This window comes from Sphingomonas sp. QA11, assembly GCF_028473665.1.
GTDB lineage: Bacteria > Pseudomonadota > Alphaproteobacteria > Sphingomonadales > Sphingomonadaceae > Sphingomonas > Sphingomonas phytovorans.
The window spans coordinates 2649457-2668219 of the sequence record NZ_CP098774.1; the positions used below are offsets into that span (position 1 = coordinate 2649457).

The window sequence follows — 18763 nt, forward strand, 5'->3', positions numbered from 1 at the left end:
ACCCCGGTCGTCACCGGGCGGAGAAACCATATCGAACGAAGATCGCCTTGCCCTCGCGCGACACGAGGAAGTGCCGGAACGCCTCTCCTTCCGGATTGGCCGACGCCTTCAACCGCGCGATCGGATAGGTGATCGGCGGGTGCGAGGACGCCGGGAATACCCCGGCGATCCGCACCTTCGCCGATGCCTTCGCATCGGTGGCGTAAACGATGCCCAGCGGCGCGGCACCGCGTTCGACCAGCGCCAGCGCCGCTCGTACATTCTCGGCGCGTACCACCTTCGGGCTGACCGCCTCCCACACGCCGAGCCGGGTCAGCGCCGCCTTCCCATATTTCCCGGCCGGTACGCTTTCCGTATCGGCCATCGCCAAAGGTCCCGCCCCGAGCACACGGGCCAGCGGCCCGCGTGCCAGCGGAATCGTCACGCTGCTTGCCAACGGCGCCACGATCACCAGCCGGTTGCCGAGAAAGTCGCTCCGCGTCGCGGGAACGATCAGCCCCTTCGCCGCCAGCCCGTCCATCCATTCCTCGTCGGCCGAAACGAACAGGTCGGCCGCGCCCCCCGCCTCCACCTGCCGGGCGAGCGCTGAGGATGCGGCGAAGGAGATCACCGGCCTTGGATGCCCCTTGCGCGCCCACGCATCGGCTGCGGCGGTCATCGATTCCTGCAGCGACGCGGCCGCCAGCACCAACGGCGCGCGGGCGGGGGCAGCCCAGGCCGGGCCAGCCGCCACCGCCAGCAGCAACCACAGGGTGAAGGTTCGGGCGATCCGTAGCGTCATTGTTGGGCGTCCCTCTGGCGATCCGTCTCTCTATAGCCTAGCCCCGGTCCCGCGCCATTGGCCGGGGGAGGGCTGATTGAAGAGGGGAATATGCTGTTCCGCGGCAATGGTCGCGTTGTGCCTTGCCGCCCAGGCACGTGCAGATAACGGGAATCTCAGGCTTGAGGGAAATTTCCGAGCCCGCGGCGAGGTGGTCGACGGACAATATCGCGCCGGCCTTCCCGCGGACGATACCGCCCTGTTCACCCGGCTCGACCTGTTCGGTGAATATAACAGCGGCCCGTTCCGCCTCGGCGCCGAGATCCTCGATTCACGCGCGCATTTCCACCGTCGGCACGGATCGGTTGGCGTCAACGATGTTGACGCGATCGAGCCGATCCAGGCTTATGTCTCGGCCGATGTCGCGCCCGGCACCTCGATCCAGGCGGGTCGCTTCACCATGGACCTCGGCTCGCGGCGCCTTGCCGCGCGACCGATCAACCGCAACAGCTTCAACAGCTTCACCGGGCTGCGCGCCGACTGGAGAGCGAAGGACGGCGACAGGCTGACCCTGTTCTGGACTCTGCCGCAGATCAGGCTTCCGGAGGATCAGGAGGGCATCTACGGCAACCGTTTCGAGCTCGACCGCGAAACCACGCACCGCCAGTTCTTCGGCATCACCGGCACCAGGGCCGGCATGCTGAACGGCACCGTCGAACTCTATCTCTATCGCTTCGTCGAATCCGATGCGCCGCATCTCGCCACCCGCGACCGGAGGCTGTGGACCCCCGGTATTCGCCTGTTCCGTGCACCAAAGTCCGGCGCGCTCGACTATGATGTCGAAGGCGCCTGGCAGACCGGCACCACGCGATTGAGCGCAAGCGCCGCCGACATCGCCGATCGCAGGGTCTCCGCATGGCTGCTGCACGGCGGAGCCGGCTGGAGCTTTAAGGGTGGTGGCTGGATGCCACGCCTCGCGGTGCTTGGAGACTATGCCTCCGGCGATGGTCCTGGCGCCACCTTCGGCAGGTTCGATACGCTGATCGGGGATTCGGCCTTCGAGTTCAGCCCTTCCGGCCTGTTTGCCGCCGTTTCCCGCACCAATCTGGCCAGCGCGGCAGTACGGGCCGAGTTCAATCCCTCGACGCGTCTCGATGCCCATCTCACCTTGCGCGGCGTCTGGCTGGCGAGCACGACCGATGCCTTCGCCAATTCGGGCGTGCGCGATCCCTCGGGCGCCGCGGGCAACCATGTCGGCACGCAGATCGACGGCAGGGTCCGCTACTGGCTGGCGCCCGGGCGGTTGCAACTCGGGGCGGGGTTCGCGGTGCTCGTCAAGGGCCGCTTCCTGCGCGACGCTCCCAATGCGCCGGCCACCGGCGACACGCATTACGGGTTCACTGACCTCACCGTCAGTTTCTGACGCTCCGTCGGCGCGCCGGAGGGCGGCCCCTAATTCGCCGTCACCCGTCCCGTCCTTTGCAGTTTGCCCCAGCCGACATGCGGGCCGCGCAACGCCTGGGCGATCGCCTTCAGCACGACATAGTACATCACCTGGCGATAGCCGATGCGCTGCGGGATCAGCAGCCACAACAGCCGCCATTTCTCGCGGCGCTCGAGCGCGAAGGCAATGACCGCGGCGAGCAGGTCGATCGCGGTGAAGACCAGCCAATAGACCAGCATTCTCTCGACATCATGCTGGGTCTGCGCCCATCCATGGGCCTGGACCGCGATCCAGGTCGTCACGAAACTGACGATCAGCGCCAGGTCGATGATCGGCGAAATCGACGCGAGCAGGATCTGGAACACGATCGCCTGAGGTAACCCGACCCGCGCGAGCCCCGGGGGCCGGCCATGCAGCATCACCGCGCGGTGCTTCCACAGGCATTGCAGCGTGCCATAGGCCCAGCGGAAACGCTGCTTGGCAAGCCCGGCAAAGCTCTCCGGGCTTTCCGTCCAGGCGACGGCATATTGATCGTACGTCACCTTCCAGCCGGCGCGCTGGATCGCGATGGTCAGGTCCTGGTCCTCGGCCAGCGTATCGTCGGGATAGCCGCCGACGCTCTGGATCGCCGACAGCCGCCACGCGCCGACCGCGCCCGGCACCACGGTCATCGCGTTCAGCCGGGCGAGCGCGCGCCGTTCGAGATTCTGCGCGGTGATATATTCGAGCGCCTGCCATTTCGTGACGAGGTTCACCCGGTTGCCGACCTTGGCGTTGCCCGCCACCGCCCCAAGCGCCGGATCGACGAACCAGCGCGCCAGCCGGGAGATGGTCCGCGGCTCGAACTGGGTATCGGCGTCAAGCGCGATGACGATCTCGCCCGTGGCCAGCTTCAGCCCCTCGTTGAGCGCCCGTGCCTTACCCCCGTTTTGCAAGGTGAGGAGTCGCACGCGCGACTCGTCGGCAAAGGCTTCGGTCACCACCGCGCTGGTGCCGTCGCTCGACCCGTCGTCGATCACGATCACCTCGATCCGCACGTCGACGCTGGCCAGAACGCCCTGCACTGCCCTGACGATCACCTTCTCCTCGTTGAACGCGGGGATCATCACCGTGACGAAACGGTTGGGATCGATCGATGGGAAGATCGTCTTGCCCTCGCGCCGCGCCTGGATCAGCGCGAGCGCCGACAAGGTGATCGCTCGGGCGATGCCGATGGTGATCGCGAACAGGAAGATCCAGCCAAGCGCCGTGATCGTCGCGCCGATCGCGCCGAAGATGAACAAGTTGGTCTCGGCGGCGACGCGGTCGCTCTCCGAGATCACCGGCATGGCCACGTCGCGCGGGATCCCCGCCAGGCTCGAAACGGAAACGAATTTATATCCCTTGGCGCGGAGCTGGTCGATGATCACCGGCAGCGCCGCGACCGTCTCCGCGCGATTGCCACCCGCATCGTGCAGCAGGACGACATTGCCGCTGCGCTCGACGTTCGACGCCTCAACGCCGGCAATCGTCTGGTCGATGATCGTCTGGACGCCGGGCCGTTTCCAGTCACCCGGATCGACATGCAGGCCGACCGAGATATAGCCGCGGTCCTGCGCCTGGAGTGCCGGGTCGATTTCGTCGGCCGTGGTCGGCTCGGCGTCACCGAAATAGGGCGCGCGAAACAGGCGAAGCGAGCGCCCGGTAAAGGCCTGGAACAGCCGCTGGGTCGTGTTGAGCTGGAACGCCGTCTCGTTGTCGGTCGCGCCGGCCAGGTTCGGATGGGTATAGGTGTGGTTGCCGACCTCATGCCCCTCGGCCACCATGCGTTCGAGCAGCGGGCGCTCGGTCAGCGCATTCTCGCCGATGATGAAGAAGGTCGCCGGTACATGCTCGCGCTTCAGGATATCGAGGATCCGCGGCGTCCACACCGGATCAGGGCCATCGTCGAAGGTCAGCGCGACCTCGCCTGGCCGATAGCCCGTCCGCGACACCACATAGGGCGAGGGCAGTCGGGTGAAATCGACCGCCGCGATCGATCCGTCCTTCGCCGCGATCGTCCGCCTGATGCCTTCGACCGGAACGCCCGAAATCTTGAGGATCTCGCCGCTGCCCTCGATATCGACATCGGTGCCCGCCGGAATCGCATTGATCGTCGAGGGCGGTGGCAGGGTACGATGGGTTCGCCCGAAGATCGACCACAGGCCGGGATCCTCCGAACCGAGCCGCCACACCGCCACCGCGCCGATCCCGGCGCGCGACAGGAAGCGCATCTGGTTATAGGCGGAGGCTGCGTCGAGCATCCACACCACATGCCGCTCGGTGCCGTCGTCATAAGCGAAACCGCTATTGCCGCTCGACCGGTCGAATGTCGGCATCGCGCTGGATTCCCGCGCCGCCTGCCAGCCTTCGTCGATCGCCAGTGAATCGCCGCCCTTGCCGTGCCAGTCATAGCCGTAGTTGCCGATCGCCACGACCAGCTTGGCCGGCGGCACGCCGCGCGAGGCGCGCTCCACCGCCTGCTCGAACCAGGCCTGGGACGCGATCGGGCCGGGCGCGCCGCTCAGTTCGTGCTCGTCATAGGCCATCAGGAAGACCCGGTCGACGATCGCGGCATAAGCGGCCACGTCCCAGCCCGAATCCTCGCCCACCGGCACCGCGATGGCCACGATCCAGCCATGCCGCCCGAAACGCGCCTTCGCCTCGCGCAGGAAAGCCCGGTAATCAGGCTGGGCGCTGGGCGGCAATTCCTCGAAATCGAAGAAGGCGCCGCCGGCCTGGTTCGCCACGAGCCACGGCTCGAGCTTGTCGAGCAGAGCCCGCCGCTGCGCCGGGCTGTCGAGCAGGGCCGCCATGCCCTTGCCGTCCCAGTTCCCCTGGATCGCATTCTGGATCATCGGCAGCAGCAGCGGACGGCGCGGCGCGCGGTTGAGGATCGCCCGTCCCGCCTGGTCGCGGAACACCGTGATGCGGTGGTCGGCCCCCGTTACCGAGACCCAGCCGGGGATCAGCCAGTCGAGATCATCGATATGCCGGCGGAGCGAAGCGGCGCTGGATTCATCCCACGGTACATGAAAACCGATCGCCAGCGGCGCATTCTCGCGCACCCCGCGCGCCGGTCGGCCGGTGAGCAGCCGGGCATAGTGGTTCAGGCTGTGCCGCGCGCGTTTCAGCAGCGGTTCGTGCGGCGGCGGCAGGCGGGTGAGCGCTGGATGCTCGGCTTCGATCGGCAACAGCGGCGCGCGCGGCACCGCCCCGATCGACAATGCCAGCGCCGCGCAGGAGAGCAGCACCAGCGCCACGAATGCGCCGACCGCGAACGCGAACCGCCGGCGCCGTCGACCGGAAGCATCGTAGAAGATCGGAGTCAGATTCATGGGGTTCCCGGTGCGGTCGTCAGTATCGGATGGCGGCTATTTCATCTTAGGCATGGCGTACGTAGTTCCGCCTCATGACAAATCTGTCACGCTTCTCATTGCTTCGCCACCGATTCCCTCGCGATATTGACGTTGGTCAATCTCCGGACGTACCGTCGGGCCGAAACGCAGGCGTGACGACCTGCGCTCTGCCTGCCCGGGATTCCGGCGCAAACCGGTATCGCGTCAGCATGGTACCAGACGGCTGCCTGCGGGTGGCGGAAGGAGCGACATGCTCAACCTGACGGTGAACGGCGTTGCGCACGATGTTGAGGCCCCGGCGGACATGCCGCTGTTGTGGGTGCTCCGCGATCTCCTCGGCCTGACCGGCACGAAATTCGGCTGTGGCATCGCTCAATGCGGCGCGTGCACTGTCCATGTCGACGGCGCCCCGCTGCGATCCTGCCAGTTGCCCGTCGGCACGCTGGGCAGCCGCGCCGTCACCACCATCGAGGCGATCGGCGAGACCCCCGCCGGGGCAAGGGTCCAGCGCGCCTGGCTCGATCACGAGGTGATCCAGTGCGGCTATTGCCAGTCGGGCCAGATCATGGCCGCCGCGGCCCTGCTCGCCGGCACGCCGGCACCCGACGACGCCGATATCGACGCCGCCATGTCCGGCAATATCTGCCGCTGCGGCACCTATGTGCGCATCCGCGAGGCGATCAAGAAAGCCGCCGCCACACCCTGACGTGCTTCGACCTTCGCGCTCCAGCCCGCTTCCACGAGGTCCTTCGCCAATGTCAGTTGCCACCGCTCCTTCGCCAGCCGGCCCTGTCCTCTCCCGCCGTACCCTGCTCCAGGTCGGCGCGGCGGTCGGCGGCGGGTTGATCGTCGGCTTCATTGCTCCCGGGGGCATGGCAGCGGAACCGGCCGCGACAGGATCCGCGCCCGCCGGCTTCGCCCCCAACGCCTTCATCCGCGTCGACCGCGCCGGCAAGGTCACTTTGGTGATGCCACAGGTAGAGATGGGCCAGGGAGTCTATACCTCGATCTCCATGATCCTCGCCGAGGAACTCGATGCCGACTGGCGGCAGGTGAGCTACGCGCATGCCCCGCCGAGCGACGCGCTCTACGGCAACCCGGTGTTCGGCCTTCAGGCGACGGGCAACTCCAATTCGATCCGCGCCTTCTGGCTACCGCTGCGCAAGGCCGGCGCGGGCACGCGCGCGATCCTGGTCCAGGCGGCCGCCGCCGGCTGGAAGGTCGACCCGGCAAGTTGCCGGACCGAGGCGGGCGAGGTGATCCACGACTCGTCCGGCCGCCGAATCGGCTATGGCGCGCTGACCGGCCACGCCGCCGGGTTGAAGCCGCCCGCCGATCCGGTGCTGAAGGACCCCAAGGCGTTCCGGCTGATCGGCAAGCCGCTCCGCCGGCTCGACACGCCGGAAAAGGTCAACGGCCAGGCCAGATACGGCATCGACGCAATGCCGCCGGGGGTGAAGTTCGCCACCTTCGCCCATTCGCCGGTGTTCGGCGGCAAGGTCGGCCATGTCGACGACAGCGCCGCGAAGCTGGTGCCCGGCTTCCGCAAGGTGGTGGTGCTCGACGATCTGGTCGCGGTCGTCGGCGATCATATGTGGGCGGCGATTCAGGGTCTCGCCGCGCTGAACATCACCTGGAGCGAGGGGAGCAACGCCGGCGTCGACACCGCCCAGGTTCGCGCCAACCTGATCAGGGCCAGCCAGCGTCCCGGCGTCAACGCCAAGAAGGTCGGCGACGTCGCCAAGGCGCTCGGCAACGGCCCGGTCGAGGTCACCTACGACGTGCCGTTCCTCGCCCATGCGCCGATGGAACCGATGAACTGCACCGTCCATGTCACCCCCGCCGGCTGCGAGATCTGGACCGGCATCCAGGTGATGAGCCGCGCCCAGGCCGCCGCCGCCAGGATCACCGGCCTGCCGCTCGACAAGGTCGTCGTGCACAATCACCTGCTTGGCGGCGGCTTCGGTCGTCGGCTTGAGGTCGACCAGGTCGAGAAGGCGGTGCGCATCGCGCAGCAGGTCGACTCACCGGTAAAGGTGGTGTGGAGCCGCGAGGAGGACATTCAGCACGACGTCTATCGCCCCGCCTGGCACGACCGGCTGAGCGCGAGGCTGGAGGGCGGCAGGATCACCGCCTGGCACCACATCATCACCGGTTCCTCGGTGCTGGCGCGCTGGCTGCCGCCTGCCTTCGTCAACGGGCAGGATTTCGACGCGGTCGATTGCGCGGCCGACATGCCGTACGACATTCCCAATTTCCAGGTCGATTTCGTCCGTGAGGAACCGCCCGCCGTGCCGACCGGCTTCTGGCGCGGCGTCGGCCCGGCGCACAATGTCTTCGTCATCGAAAGCTTCATCGACGAACTGGCGCACAAGGCCGGTATCGATCCGATCCGGTTCCGCATGAACATGCTCGGCAAGGCGCCCCGGCTCCAGGCAGCGCTTCGCGTCGTCGCTCAGAAATCCGGCTGGGGCACGCCCCTGCCCCCGCGCGTCGGACGGGGCGTCGCGGTCCAGCCTGCCTTTGCGAGCTGGATCGCCACCGTCGCCGAGGCCGGCGTATCGGAGGACGGCGAGGTCACCCTGCGCCGGATGGTCTGCGTGGTCGATACCGGCATCGTCGTGAATCCCGACACGATCATCGCCCAGCTCCAGGGCGGCCTGGTCTTCGGTCTCACCGCCGCGCTCTATGGCGAGATCACGATCGACAAGGGCCGGGTCCAGCAGAGCAATTTCCACGACTATCGCATGCTCCGCATGAACGAGACCCCGCCGATCGAGGTCCATATCATGCGCAGCGGCGAAGCGCCGGGCGGCATCGGCGAGGCCGGCACCGTCGCGGCGATGGCCCCGCTCGCCAACGCGATCTTCGCCGCCACCGGCAAGCGGCTGCGCCGCCTGCCGATCGATCGCGACGTGCTTGCCGGAAGGAAGGAGGCATGAGCCGCCGCCGCATCGTGCTGATTGTCATCGCCGCCATCGTCGTGGTCGGCGGCGGCATATTCGGCTGGATCGCATTCGGCCCGGGCGCGATGGATTTCGCCGGCGGGCACCGGGTAGCACTCGCCGACTATAAGGGCCCGGCGCCGACCGGCGTACCGGCCGACTTCGCCTCGACCGATCCGGTCGCGCGCGGCAGGTATCTGACGCTCGCCGCCGATTGCCAGGCCTGCCACACCGCCAGGGGCGGCGTACCCTTCGCGGGCGGCCTCGCCTTCAAGCTGCCCTTCGGCACCATCTGGTCGCCCAACATCACACCCGACAAGGCAACCGGAATCGGCGGCTGGAGCAACGCGCAATTCCTCGCCGCATTGCGCGAGGGCAAGGGCCCGAGGGGGCGTCTCTACCCGGCAATGCCCTATGCATCCTATAGCTGGATGACCGATGCCGACGCCCTGGCGATCCGCGCCTATCTCGCCACGCTCGCGCCGGTCGGCCGGCAGGCTCCGGCGACCGCCCTTTCCTTCCCCTTCAACCAGCGCTGGCTGATGTCGATCTGGGGGGCGCTCTTCAACCCGAACCGCCGGTTCGAGCCCAACACCGATCGCAGCCCGGCGTGGAACCGCGGCGCCTATCTGTCCGAGGCGATGGCGCATTGCGGCGAATGCCACACGCCGCGCAACCTGATGCAGGCGGTCGACAATCGCCGCAAATATGCCGGCGCGGTCGCCGCCGGCTGGCGCGCGTTCAACATCACCGCCGACAAGGCGACCGGCATTGGCGACTGGGGCGACGCGGAGCTGGTCCAATATCTCTCCCAGGGCCACGCGCCCGGGCGCGGCACCGCCACCGGGCCGATGGGGGAGGCTGTCGATCTCAGCCTGCGTCACCTGACCCCGTCGGACATCGCCGCGATGGTCACTTATCTCCGCAGCATCCCGGCTGTCTCGACGCCCGGCCAGCCCCGCCCCGCTCCGGGCCCGGCACCGGCCGGCCATCGCCTGGCCGCCGCCGACCAGGCCGCGCCGCTCGGCAAGAAGATCTTCGAGGGCGCCTGTATCGGCTGCCATGCCTGGAACGGGAACGGCGCGCTGACCGGCCTCGCGACCCTAAACGGATCGAGCGCGGTCAACGATCCGGCCGCGATCAACGTGGCGCAGGTCGTCATCCTCGGTGCCCGGCGCATAACGGCCCGGGGCGAAGCGGTCATGCCCGCGTTCGGCCACGCCTACACTGACGCGGAGATCGCCGCGGTCGCCAACTATGTCACCGCCCGCTTCGGGGCCAGGCCGTCGAGCCTGACCCCGAAGCAGGTCGCGGCGCTACGCAAGGCAAGCTGAGATGCCCTTGCCGCACGCCATCCCCTGCTCCGCAGGCCGACAGATTCGAGATGGCGCGACATATTATTACGTACGCACTTTCACCACTGCCCCAGAACGGGGCATCCGTTTCGGGGGAACGGCAGATAACTGCCGTCTTGTAAGGTTCGAGTAAGTGAAGGGTCGCAGGAAGATACATCCAAAGCTGTGATACTTTCTGCCTTGATCGTGTCGATGTGAAGCAATTCGCATCGGTTGCAAGCAACCGCCCGGAAGGAACCAACGATGTCACGCCAACCTTGTCCGTTCGATCACCTCACTCCACGGGAACTGGATGCGCTTCGACTTGTGATCCTGGGGCTCTCGGCGAAAGAAATCGCCGGCCGTCTGGGCATCGGGTGGCGCACCGTCGACAAACATATCGAAAGCATCAAGCTCAAGCTCCGCGCGAGGAACCGCAGCCACATGGTCGGTCTGGCCCTTGCCGCGGGACTGGTGGAACCCGGCTCGTTCGCAACCATGACCTTCGAAGCCACCGCCGCTGCGACCATGAAGCAGCATCCTTCATCGCAGCCATTGCGGGTGGCGTAGCAATTCGCAAACGGAAAGCCATGCCATGAAGCAGGTCATCAGATGGGGCGCGCGCGCTGGCTTTGCGGCATTGATTGTCTCGCTGGTATGCCTCGGCAGCGCGCTGGCCGCACCGACGAGCCCGGCACCTGCCCTTGCGTTCCTGTGCTTCGCGTTCGCCGTGCTGGCGGTCGCTGGCGGGCGCGGCGCGGTGCTGGTCGGGGTGGCGGTCGGCGCACTCGAGCTCGCCTTGCTCCTGCCCGGTGAAGGCTTTGCCATCGCCCGCCCGGAAGACGCGCTTGGCGTCATCGGGACGATAGCCGCCGGCCTGACCATTGCCTGGCAGACGGGCCGGGCCGACAGCTGGATCGCCGAGCTTGACCGGGAATCCAGGCAGGCGAGGGCTGACCGCGACAGGATCTCCGCCTTCTTCGACGAGATTTCGCACCGGGTGGCGAACGACCTGGCAATGCTGGTTTCATTGGCCTCGATACGGTCGCGCGAGGCGATCGAACCTGAAACGCGCGCTGCCCTTGGCGACCTGTCGAGCCGGATGATCGTGCTCGGGCGGGTGTATCGCCGCCTGCGCGTGCGCGCCGTGGACAGGCAGGAAATGAATGCGCGGGGGTTTCTTGAGGAACTTTGCGCTGAATTGCAGCAAGCCACTCTCGGCCTGAGACCAATAGCGCTTCGACTCGAAATCGATCCGATCACGTTGCCGCTCGGCCAGATGGTCATCATCGGGCTGATCGTGAACGAATTGATGACGAACGTGTACAAACACGCCTTTCCCGATGATCGGCATGGCGAGATATGCGTCGCGCTGCGACGGCACAAGTTCAGGCTCGGCATGCTCGAACTGCTCGTGACGGACAATGGTGTGGGCTTTGTCCAGCATAGCCGCGATCAGGCCCAATTGGGCAAGCGGTTGCTCGCGTCCCTCGCAGCCCAGATCCGGGGCGACCTGTCCTATGCCCGGATGAACGGCCTGACGATGGCCCGACTCGATTTCCCGATGTCCGGCGCGCCGCCCGGTCCCGATGACAAGGCTACCGATGATCCGATCCATGCCGATCATCCGGTGCATGGCGGGGAAGTCGGCGCCCCACCCAGCCTCCATAGGATCCAGGCTTCTACCACCTGAGGGCCGATAGCGCGGCATTGCCTCTCCCGCCGACTCACTCGACGCCCGGCCCTGTGCGCGATGCCGCATGTCGCCCTGATCGAACGCTCCTTCGCACACGCGATCTGCGACGTTCGCGTTCGAAAAAACGGGCGTCGACAAACTCAGCATCGAGAAAAGCAGAATCATTTCACCATTAAGACAAAACCAGTCTTCACCCGCCGAATTTTACGGGGGCAATTACACGATCGATGAAATGTCACCATGTTATCATCAGTGACATTTGGCAAATTTACTTGAAAAGGAATCGAGGTCTTTCTTGTCGTCCCGGGAATCATACCGGGACGAGGAGATTGATCATGAGGAATACCACTGCAACCGCACTGGCGCTGCTCTCCGCGCTCGTGACGGCATCCCCGGCGCTCGCCCAATCATCGGGCTCGGCCAATATCGGTGGAGCGATCGGTATAGGCCTTGGCGGCTTTTCGGACGGCTCCGTCAACACGGCATCCGTCAGCGGCACGTCGGCGAATTCTCTCAACGGCTCGATAAACAACGAGCTGTCGGGATCCTCCGGTAGCGGCTTCGCCGGGACGATGGACATCAGCAGCCTTCCCGGCGGCACCAGCTATGCCGTCGTCGGCGGCCTTGGCCAGGCCGGCACCGTGATCAACACCTCGGTCGGCCCGAACGCCGTCGGCGACATCAGCAGCTACAGCTTCAATTCGGGAATCTATGGCGGACTGACCGGCGGCAACGCCGCCCTCAACTTCCAGGTCCTGAATTTCGGGCAGAGCTCAGCCGACTACAAGTTCAACGTGAACTTCGCCCAGAACAACACGCTGAACTTCGATGCCAATTCCGCTGACTGGAATGTCGCGGGAGCAGCCGGAGAGGCGCTGTTCGGCTTCGGCACGCTTGGCTGGAGTGCCCAGTGACGTTGACTGCGGGGTGGCTTGTCCACCCCGCTTTTTTGTGGACCCAGGAGAACTCCGATGAAAGCAGTATTGATTGCCTCCGCCGTGTGCGCCGCCTGGTGCGCCGCGCCCGTCGCCGCACAACAGGCCCTGACCGATGCGGCCCAGTCCAATAGTGCCGTCACGGTCGAAGCGATCACCGGCCCTGTGTCCGAAGCCCCCGCCAGCGAACATGTTACCTATAGCGGCCACGAATGGACCACTCCCAGCGCTCAGGGGAGCTATTTCGGGGGCGCCAATCCCTGCCTGATCGGCACGGGTGGCGGTGCCGCCGGCGGCCCCGTCGCCTTCAGCCTCAATCTCGGCAGGAACGACGAAGGCTGCAATCGCCGCTCTGACGCCGCCGCATGGCATGCGATGGGATTCGACAATGTCGCGGTCTCCCGGATGTGCCAGGACATCAAGAGCGCCGACGCCTTCTTCGCGGCGACGGGAAGCATCTGCCCCGGCGCTGATCGCAGCCGCTACCACATGGCGGATGGCAGCACCGCTCCCGTGGCCAGCCTGGTGTCCAACAGCAGGGCCATCGCCGCCAATCCCTATTCGGGTCCGGTCGATTTCTCCAATCCCGCCGTTCAGGCAGCCATCCACCAGGAGGCGATGCGCATGCTGGCAGCGGGAGCCGTGCCCGGATACCCCGCCACCACCGTACCGACAGACCCGCGCTCGGGAACCCCTCTCCGGCGCTGAAATGCCAGGCAATGACGAGGACCGGAATCGCAGGCCGGGATTCCGGGCTCCTCCACCCCGAACTGCCGGGCCATCGACCTTCCTCAGTTTTTCGCTTCAGTTGCCACCAGCAGACGGATCGCGAACCTTGCGCCGCCCGATGGGCGATTGCCGATCTCGATAAGACCGCCACACACCGTCACGATGCGTTCGACGATCGAGAGGCCAAGTCCGGCACTGTCGCTGCGATTGGTGCCTTCCCGTCGATAGCGCCGGCTGTCACCCTGGTCCGTATCCACTGCCAGTCCCGGCCCATCATCCTCCACCACGATGCCGCCATCCGGTTCCACCCTCACGATGATCGCGCAGCCGGCCGGCGTATGCCGCACGGCGTTGTCGATCAGGTTGGTGAGCGCGATTTGAAGGAGGCCCGGAACGCCCTGCACGAAAGGCGCGCCCGACGCAGGCTCGACAAAGGCAATGACATGGTCGGCCCGGAATACCAGCGGCGCCATCAGGCCGACGATATCGCGCACCAGGACGCAGGCATCGATCGACTCGATTTCGGGATAATGCCGGTCGATCGCCGCCAGTTCCATCAATTGCCGGACCACATGGTTGGCACGCTCCACCGCGCGCAGGATCAGGTCGCGCTCGGGTGACGGATCGAGCGCTTCCGTCCGCAACGAGATCAGCGCCAGCGGCGTTCGCAACTCATGGGCGACATTGCCCACGAACTCGCCCTGATATCGATAGCCGGCTTCCAGCCGGTCGAGCACCCGGTTGATCGCGCTGGCAAGCGGGGCAGCTTCGGTCGGAAGATCGTCGGGCGGAAGACGAACGTCGATGCGGTGCGTGCTGATCGCATCCACCTGCGCCGCGGTTCGGCGAAACTTGCCGGTGACCTGGCGCACGACCAACAACCCGACGAGCAGCGACGCGAGCAGCGATGCGGGAACGATCCAGACGAAGCGCGAGAGAAAAGAGGTCACGACATCGTCGACGATTTCCTCGGGGACGGTCCTGTCCTGAACCATCACGATCCACTGCGGCGCCGTCCCGGCGCGCATAAGCGGCAGGCTGAGCACATCGTATCGACCATGCCGCAGGAAGACCGGGGCCGGGCCGCGCGGCACGCCTGAAAGCGGGATCGGCATTGCATCACCCCCCTGCCGGACGATGGTGCCACTGGCATCATAGACCACGAAACGCCGGCCCGACCGCCCGGTGTCGCGGAGAGCGTTGCCCTGGAGAAAAGTCGCCTCGTCGGAGGAACTGCCAAGTTCTTCCGGCCCAGGCGGCGTGCCGGCGGCAATCGCGCGCGCATCGCGGGCAAGCTCTGCGGAGATCAGCCCGTCAGCGGTCGAGCTGAGGAAATAAATCAGCAGGATCGGCAATATCGTGGCTGTCGCGACCATCAGGATGACCTGTGACAGCATCAATTGCCCGAACAGGGATCGAGGCACCCCGGGCTTCAAGGCGCGGACAGGATATAACCGATCCCGCGCACTGTCTGCAGCTTGGTCGCCGCATCGACATCCTCCAGCTTCCGCCTGATACGGTGGACATAGACCTCGACCGCGTTCGACCCGAGCGCATAGCCGGATCCGAAAAGCTGATCCTCGATCATGCGCTTGGACAGGACATGGCCCGACCGGCGCATCAGCAGTTCGAGCAGTTCGACCTCGCGGATCGACAGGTCGACCGCGCCGCCATCCACATGGACCTCGCGCGTCCGCGTATCGAGCGTGAGATTGCCGGTCGTCAGCAAATGGTCGACATAGCCGCCCTGCCGCCTGAGCACGGCGCAAAGCCGGGCATGGAGTTCGGGAAACAGGAACGGCTTCACGATATAATCGTCGGCACCGCTCTCAAGCCCCTGCACGCGCTTCTCGCCTTCGCCGCGCGCGGTGAGCACAAGGACCGGCTCGGTATATCGTTGCGCACGCAGACGCCGCAGGAGACTTAATCCGTCCTCGTCCGGCAGGCCGAGATCGAGGATTACCGCCGCGTAACTGCCCGTCTCGATCAACAATTGCGCGTCACCCGCGATGCCGGCCACGTCACAGCGAATGTCCCGCTTGGCGAAGGCCGCAACCAATGCATCGGCCAGTTCCCTGTCGTCCTCGACGATCAGCAACCGCACGGGAAGCTCTCCTTCGCTACCACCTTGCCGAGCCGGTCCGGCCTATCTCTTTCAGCTCGTGAGACCGGTCCCCGCTTTGCTGTTTCACGGCCGGATATCGCCCGTGGAAACTTCACAACCGAAAAGAACCGGTCCGTAATTCCTTCATACCATTCTACGAAGCCAACGATAACCTTTTAAAATGCAGCCCTGATTTCCAGAGGGGGACCGTCACGGCGAGGGTGGCTAAGTGGCGCCTACGCAAATCGCTCGTCAGGGGTTCACATTCCACCGGAATCTAAACCCTAGTATCATATATGATATTATTGCACATGCTTCCGGACAGACGTTGCGAAAGCGCCGACCTCGGAGAAATGCCTGATGCCTCCCCTGAGAATGCCGCGTACTCTTGGCCTCGCCCTGCTCGCCTCCACGATCGGTACGGTACCCCTCGCCGCCCAACAGGCTTCCGCGCCGGCCGTGCCTGCCTGGGCCCAGCCGGGATCGGAGACTCACCAGCAGGTCGGCCCGCCCGAGGGATTCAGCCGCCCGACCAGGACCTTTCCCGGCAGGATCGGCGTTTTCGAGGGGCAGTCAGACGTTGGCGGCGCACTTGTGCCCGGCAGCGCCAGCTACGACGCGGCGACCGGCAGCTACACCATCACCTCCGCCGGCTATAACGTCTGGTACACCCGCGACGAGTTCCGCTTCCTGTGGAAGAAGATGGACGGCGACATCAGCCTCGCCGCCGACATCGCCTATCCCGATCCCAGGGGTTTCTTCGACCGCAAGGCGGTCTTCGTCATCCGCCAGGATCTCGACGACAATGCGAAGGAGGCACTGGTCGCGCTGCACGGCGACGGCATGATCCACCTGGCCCAGCGTCCGACCAAGGGCGCCCGGATCAACGATCTCGAATACCGCATCGGCGGCCGCGGCAGCCGCCCGGGTGGCAAGACGCCCGACGACCTGGTCATCGTTAACGCGAGGCGCATCGGCATCGAGAAGCGTGGCGACAGCATCGCCCTGTTCGTCAGCCTGGAAGGCGAGCCGATGCACCAATTCGGTCCCCCGATCAGGCTTGCGTTCGACGGCCCCTTCTATGTCGGCATCGGCTTCTGCTCGCATCTGCCGACCACGGCGGACACGGCGGTGGTCTCGAACCTGGTGCTGGAGAACGGCGCCGGGAAGATCCACTGATTCAGCAACTGCGGATCAGGTCTCCGGCCGCGATTTTGCGTGGTCCGTCCTTCGTGTGGAGAAGCAGGCCGTTCTCGTCGATGTCGTGGAAAATGCCTGCCACCACGTCTTCAGACAAAGGGCCGGTTGAGACGGAGATCAGTTGCCCGTGGCGATACGCGGCATTCAAATACGGCGTGCGAAGCGCGGCGAAACCGCCTGCTCTCCACATCTCGAGGCAGTCGAGAAAATTCCCTGTCAGGATACCCAGTACCTGGTTCCTCTGTGCCGTGGCACCTTCCGCGCGGAGATCCGTAGCCGGGTACATCGTGCCGGTTTCCGGATGGCTGTTGACGTTGATCCCGATGCCGACAGCCGCCCAGAGACGATTGGAAGCATGCGCCGTTTCGATCAGCACGCCGGATACCTTCCGTCCTTCTATCAACGTGTCGTTGGGCCATTTTATCTGAACGGCCGCTTCGGGTGAAACAACGGCGCGCGCAGTCATCCAGACAGCCAGGGAACTCACAAAGACCAATCCGGTATAAGGGTGAATCTCATCCGTGATATCGATCAGCATCGTCCAGTAGATATTACCTTCGGGGGAAATCCAGTTCCGCTTGTTCCGGCCCCGGCCGGCAGTCTGACGCTTTGCCCAGATGAGGGTCGGCGAGGATGCCGCCCCACGAAGAAGTTCGATCGCGTCTGAATTGGTGCTGCCGGTCTCTTCCTTTTCAACGATCACAAGACCCACCGGGAATCGCGGCGGTTCCTCAACGTGCGCGGTATCGCGATCCATATTTTCCTCCGGATTCCGGGCGCCGTCTTCTCGTACCGGCAGGTACCGCGCAATGATCTTCCCCGTTTCCGTTTCTGGAAGGGTATCCACGATGCCAATAATCCTGGGCATCGCCAGACCGAGACGCGCGCGCCGCAAATCAGCCATAACATTCTCGGCGGAATTCGTCGAACCGGCAGCCAGGACAACGCTCGCAACGAACCGCTGCCCCTGTTCCGGGTCGGGAAACGCTCTCACGATCGCGTCGCTGACATAGTCAAGCCGAACCAGCGCTGCGCGAACCGTTTCGGCGCTGCAATTGACCCCGGAAATGACGGCGATGCCATCACTGCGTCCATACAGATGGAGGCACCCGTCCTCGTCCAACCACCCAACGTCGTTCATCGTTATGAAATCGCCGCGAGTTCGCGGTTCTGAGGCGTCGGCGCTTCCCGCTTCATAAGTGAAGGTCGGCATGTCGTCTGACCGAACGAAGACGACACCCTTGCTTCCCGCAGGGAGATTCGCGCCGGTTTCCAAGTCGCGGATCTCGATATCGACACCGACAAAAGGTTCTCCGACACTGGTCGGCCGGCTCAGCCACACTGGCGTGTCGACCGACGTCATCATGCCGAACTCGGAACTCGCATAATATTCCCGGAAGATCGGCCCCCACCAATCTATCATTCGCTCTTTCACATCCCTCGGGCATGCAGCGGCACCGTGAAGGACGAATTCCAGAGTGTTTGGATTCAGAAGGGTCCTCGCACCGTCTCCTAGTTCCAGCAACTTTCGCATCATGCGCGGTACGAGATGAAGGTGAGTCAGCGAGTGCTCGATAATGGCATCAAGCAGCGCATCTGCGCTGAAATCATCGAGGATGACGAGTCTTTCGGCTCGATCCATTGATGCCAGAGCATGGTGCAACGGCGCCTGATGATAGAGCGGACCTGTCACGGCGGTCCGCATACCCTCGTCGATACGCCAGGATGACAGGAACCTCCTGTTACGAAGGTCAGCCATATCGGACGGAAGCGGTTGTCGTACCGTCGTCTTCGGCAGCGCAGTCGAACCCGACGTGAAGAAGCGGGACTCCGGAGAACGTTTGGGCGGCCGCTCCTCGCCCGGCCCCGCAGCACAGAGATCCTCCCAACCAAGCGAACTGTCGTCGCGCTTCCCGACGAGAATGACGCGTGCAACCCCGTCATATTCTGGCAGTTCACCGTTGCTCGTCACGATCGCGCCGAAATTTTCCCGCGTCAGCAACGCAACGAGGTCGGGTTCGGCCAGATGCGTGGAAATTGGAACCGGGACCGAACCGGCACCGCCTATGGCCCGATACGCCTCCAGGAATTCAGGACAATTTCGGAGCAATATTCCGATCCGGCATCCACCGCCAAAGCCTAGCGCCTCCAACCCCGCGCTTGCCCGCATCGTCCGGACAGCCCATTCGGAATCGCTGCGCTGGACGCCTTTGAAATGGAGCGTCGCAGCCACATCAAC

At 65.2% G+C, this 18763-nt stretch carries 14 protein-coding genes; 9 read left to right on the top strand and 5 right to left on the bottom strand.

Going from position 1 to position 18763, the window contains the following annotated elements:
• Positions 1–10 precede the first annotated feature (10 nt).
• Entirely contained in the window at positions 11–781 is a 771-nt protein-coding gene (modA, locus tag NDN01_RS12345) for a molybdate ABC transporter substrate-binding protein (RefSeq protein ID WP_272627808.1), read from the bottom strand.
• Positions 782–887: 106 nt separating this feature from the next.
• Between modA and NDN01_RS12350 the strand changes: the two genes are divergently transcribed.
• Positions 888–2183, top strand: a complete 1296-nt coding sequence (locus tag NDN01_RS12350; protein WP_272627811.1) for an alginate export family protein — start codon at positions 888–890, stop codon at positions 2181–2183.
• 29 nt (positions 2184–2212) lie between these two features.
• Here the strand turns inward: NDN01_RS12350 and NDN01_RS12355 are convergent, their stop codons facing one another.
• The gene (locus tag NDN01_RS12355; RefSeq protein WP_272627813.1) at positions 2213–5560 is read right to left on the bottom strand and encodes a polysaccharide deacetylase family protein; all 3348 of its coding nucleotides are present in this window, start codon (positions 5558–5560) and stop codon (positions 2213–2215) included.
• 271 nt (positions 5561–5831) lie between these two features.
• On the opposite strand from NDN01_RS12355, the gene NDN01_RS12360 reads away from it, so the two are divergent.
• From NDN01_RS12360 to NDN01_RS12390, 7 genes are all read left to right on the top strand, one after another.
• Positions 5832–6287, top strand: coding sequence for a (2Fe-2S)-binding protein (locus NDN01_RS12360; RefSeq protein WP_272627815.1), 456 nt, complete (start codon positions 5832–5834; stop codon positions 6285–6287).
• 49 nt (positions 6288–6336) lie between these two features.
• On the top strand, positions 6337–8523 hold the full coding sequence (locus NDN01_RS12365) for a xanthine dehydrogenase family protein molybdopterin-binding subunit (RefSeq protein WP_272627817.1): 2187 nt from the start codon (positions 6337–6339) through the stop codon (positions 8521–8523).
• Entirely contained in the window at positions 8520–9860 is a 1341-nt protein-coding gene (locus tag NDN01_RS12370) for a c-type cytochrome (protein ID WP_272627819.1), read from the top strand. Before NDN01_RS12365 ends, NDN01_RS12370 begins: the two co-directional genes overlap by 4 nt.
• Positions 9861–10124: 264 nt before the next feature.
• Positions 10125–10430, top strand: coding sequence for a helix-turn-helix domain-containing protein (locus tag NDN01_RS12375; protein WP_272627821.1), 306 nt, complete (start codon positions 10125–10127; stop codon positions 10428–10430).
• A 25-nt stretch (positions 10431–10455) separates the two neighbouring features.
• On the top strand, positions 10456–11553 hold the full coding sequence (locus tag NDN01_RS12380) for a sensor histidine kinase (protein ID WP_272627823.1): 1098 nt from the start codon (positions 10456–10458) through the stop codon (positions 11551–11553).
• Positions 11554–11891: 338 nt separating this feature from the next.
• Positions 11892–12470, top strand: a complete 579-nt coding sequence (locus tag NDN01_RS12385; RefSeq protein ID WP_272627825.1) for a hypothetical protein — start codon at positions 11892–11894, stop codon at positions 12468–12470.
• 57 nt (positions 12471–12527) lie between these two features.
• Positions 12528–13199 carry a hypothetical protein gene (locus tag NDN01_RS12390; RefSeq protein WP_272627826.1) on the top strand — a complete coding sequence of 224 codons (672 nt, stop codon included), beginning with the start codon at positions 12528–12530 and terminating at the stop codon, positions 13197–13199.
• Between the two features lie 83 nt (positions 13200–13282).
• Here NDN01_RS12390 and NDN01_RS12395 read toward each other — a convergent pair whose 3' ends face one another.
• Both NDN01_RS12395 and NDN01_RS12400 read right to left on the bottom strand, forming a co-directional pair.
• The gene (locus tag NDN01_RS12395) at positions 13283–14617 is read right to left on the bottom strand and encodes a sensor histidine kinase (RefSeq protein WP_272627827.1); all 1335 of its coding nucleotides are present in this window, start codon (positions 14615–14617) and stop codon (positions 13283–13285) included.
• 35 nt (positions 14618–14652) lie between these two features.
• Positions 14653–15324 (bottom strand): response regulator, encoded by a 672-nt coding sequence (locus NDN01_RS12400; protein ID WP_272627828.1) that lies wholly within the window; start codon positions 15322–15324, stop codon positions 14653–14655.
• 375 nt (positions 15325–15699) lie between these two features.
• Between NDN01_RS12400 and NDN01_RS12405 the strand changes: the two genes are divergently transcribed.
• Positions 15700–16503, top strand: a complete 804-nt coding sequence (locus NDN01_RS12405) for a hypothetical protein (protein WP_272627830.1) — start codon at positions 15700–15702, stop codon at positions 16501–16503.
• Position 16504: 1 nt separating this feature from the next.
• Here the strand turns inward: NDN01_RS12405 and NDN01_RS12410 are convergent, their stop codons facing one another.
• Positions 16505–18757 carry a biotin--[acetyl-CoA-carboxylase] ligase gene (locus tag NDN01_RS12410; RefSeq protein ID WP_272627832.1) on the bottom strand — a complete coding sequence of 751 codons (2253 nt, stop codon included), beginning with the start codon at positions 18755–18757 and terminating at the stop codon, positions 16505–16507.
• Positions 18758–18763 lie beyond the last annotated feature (6 nt).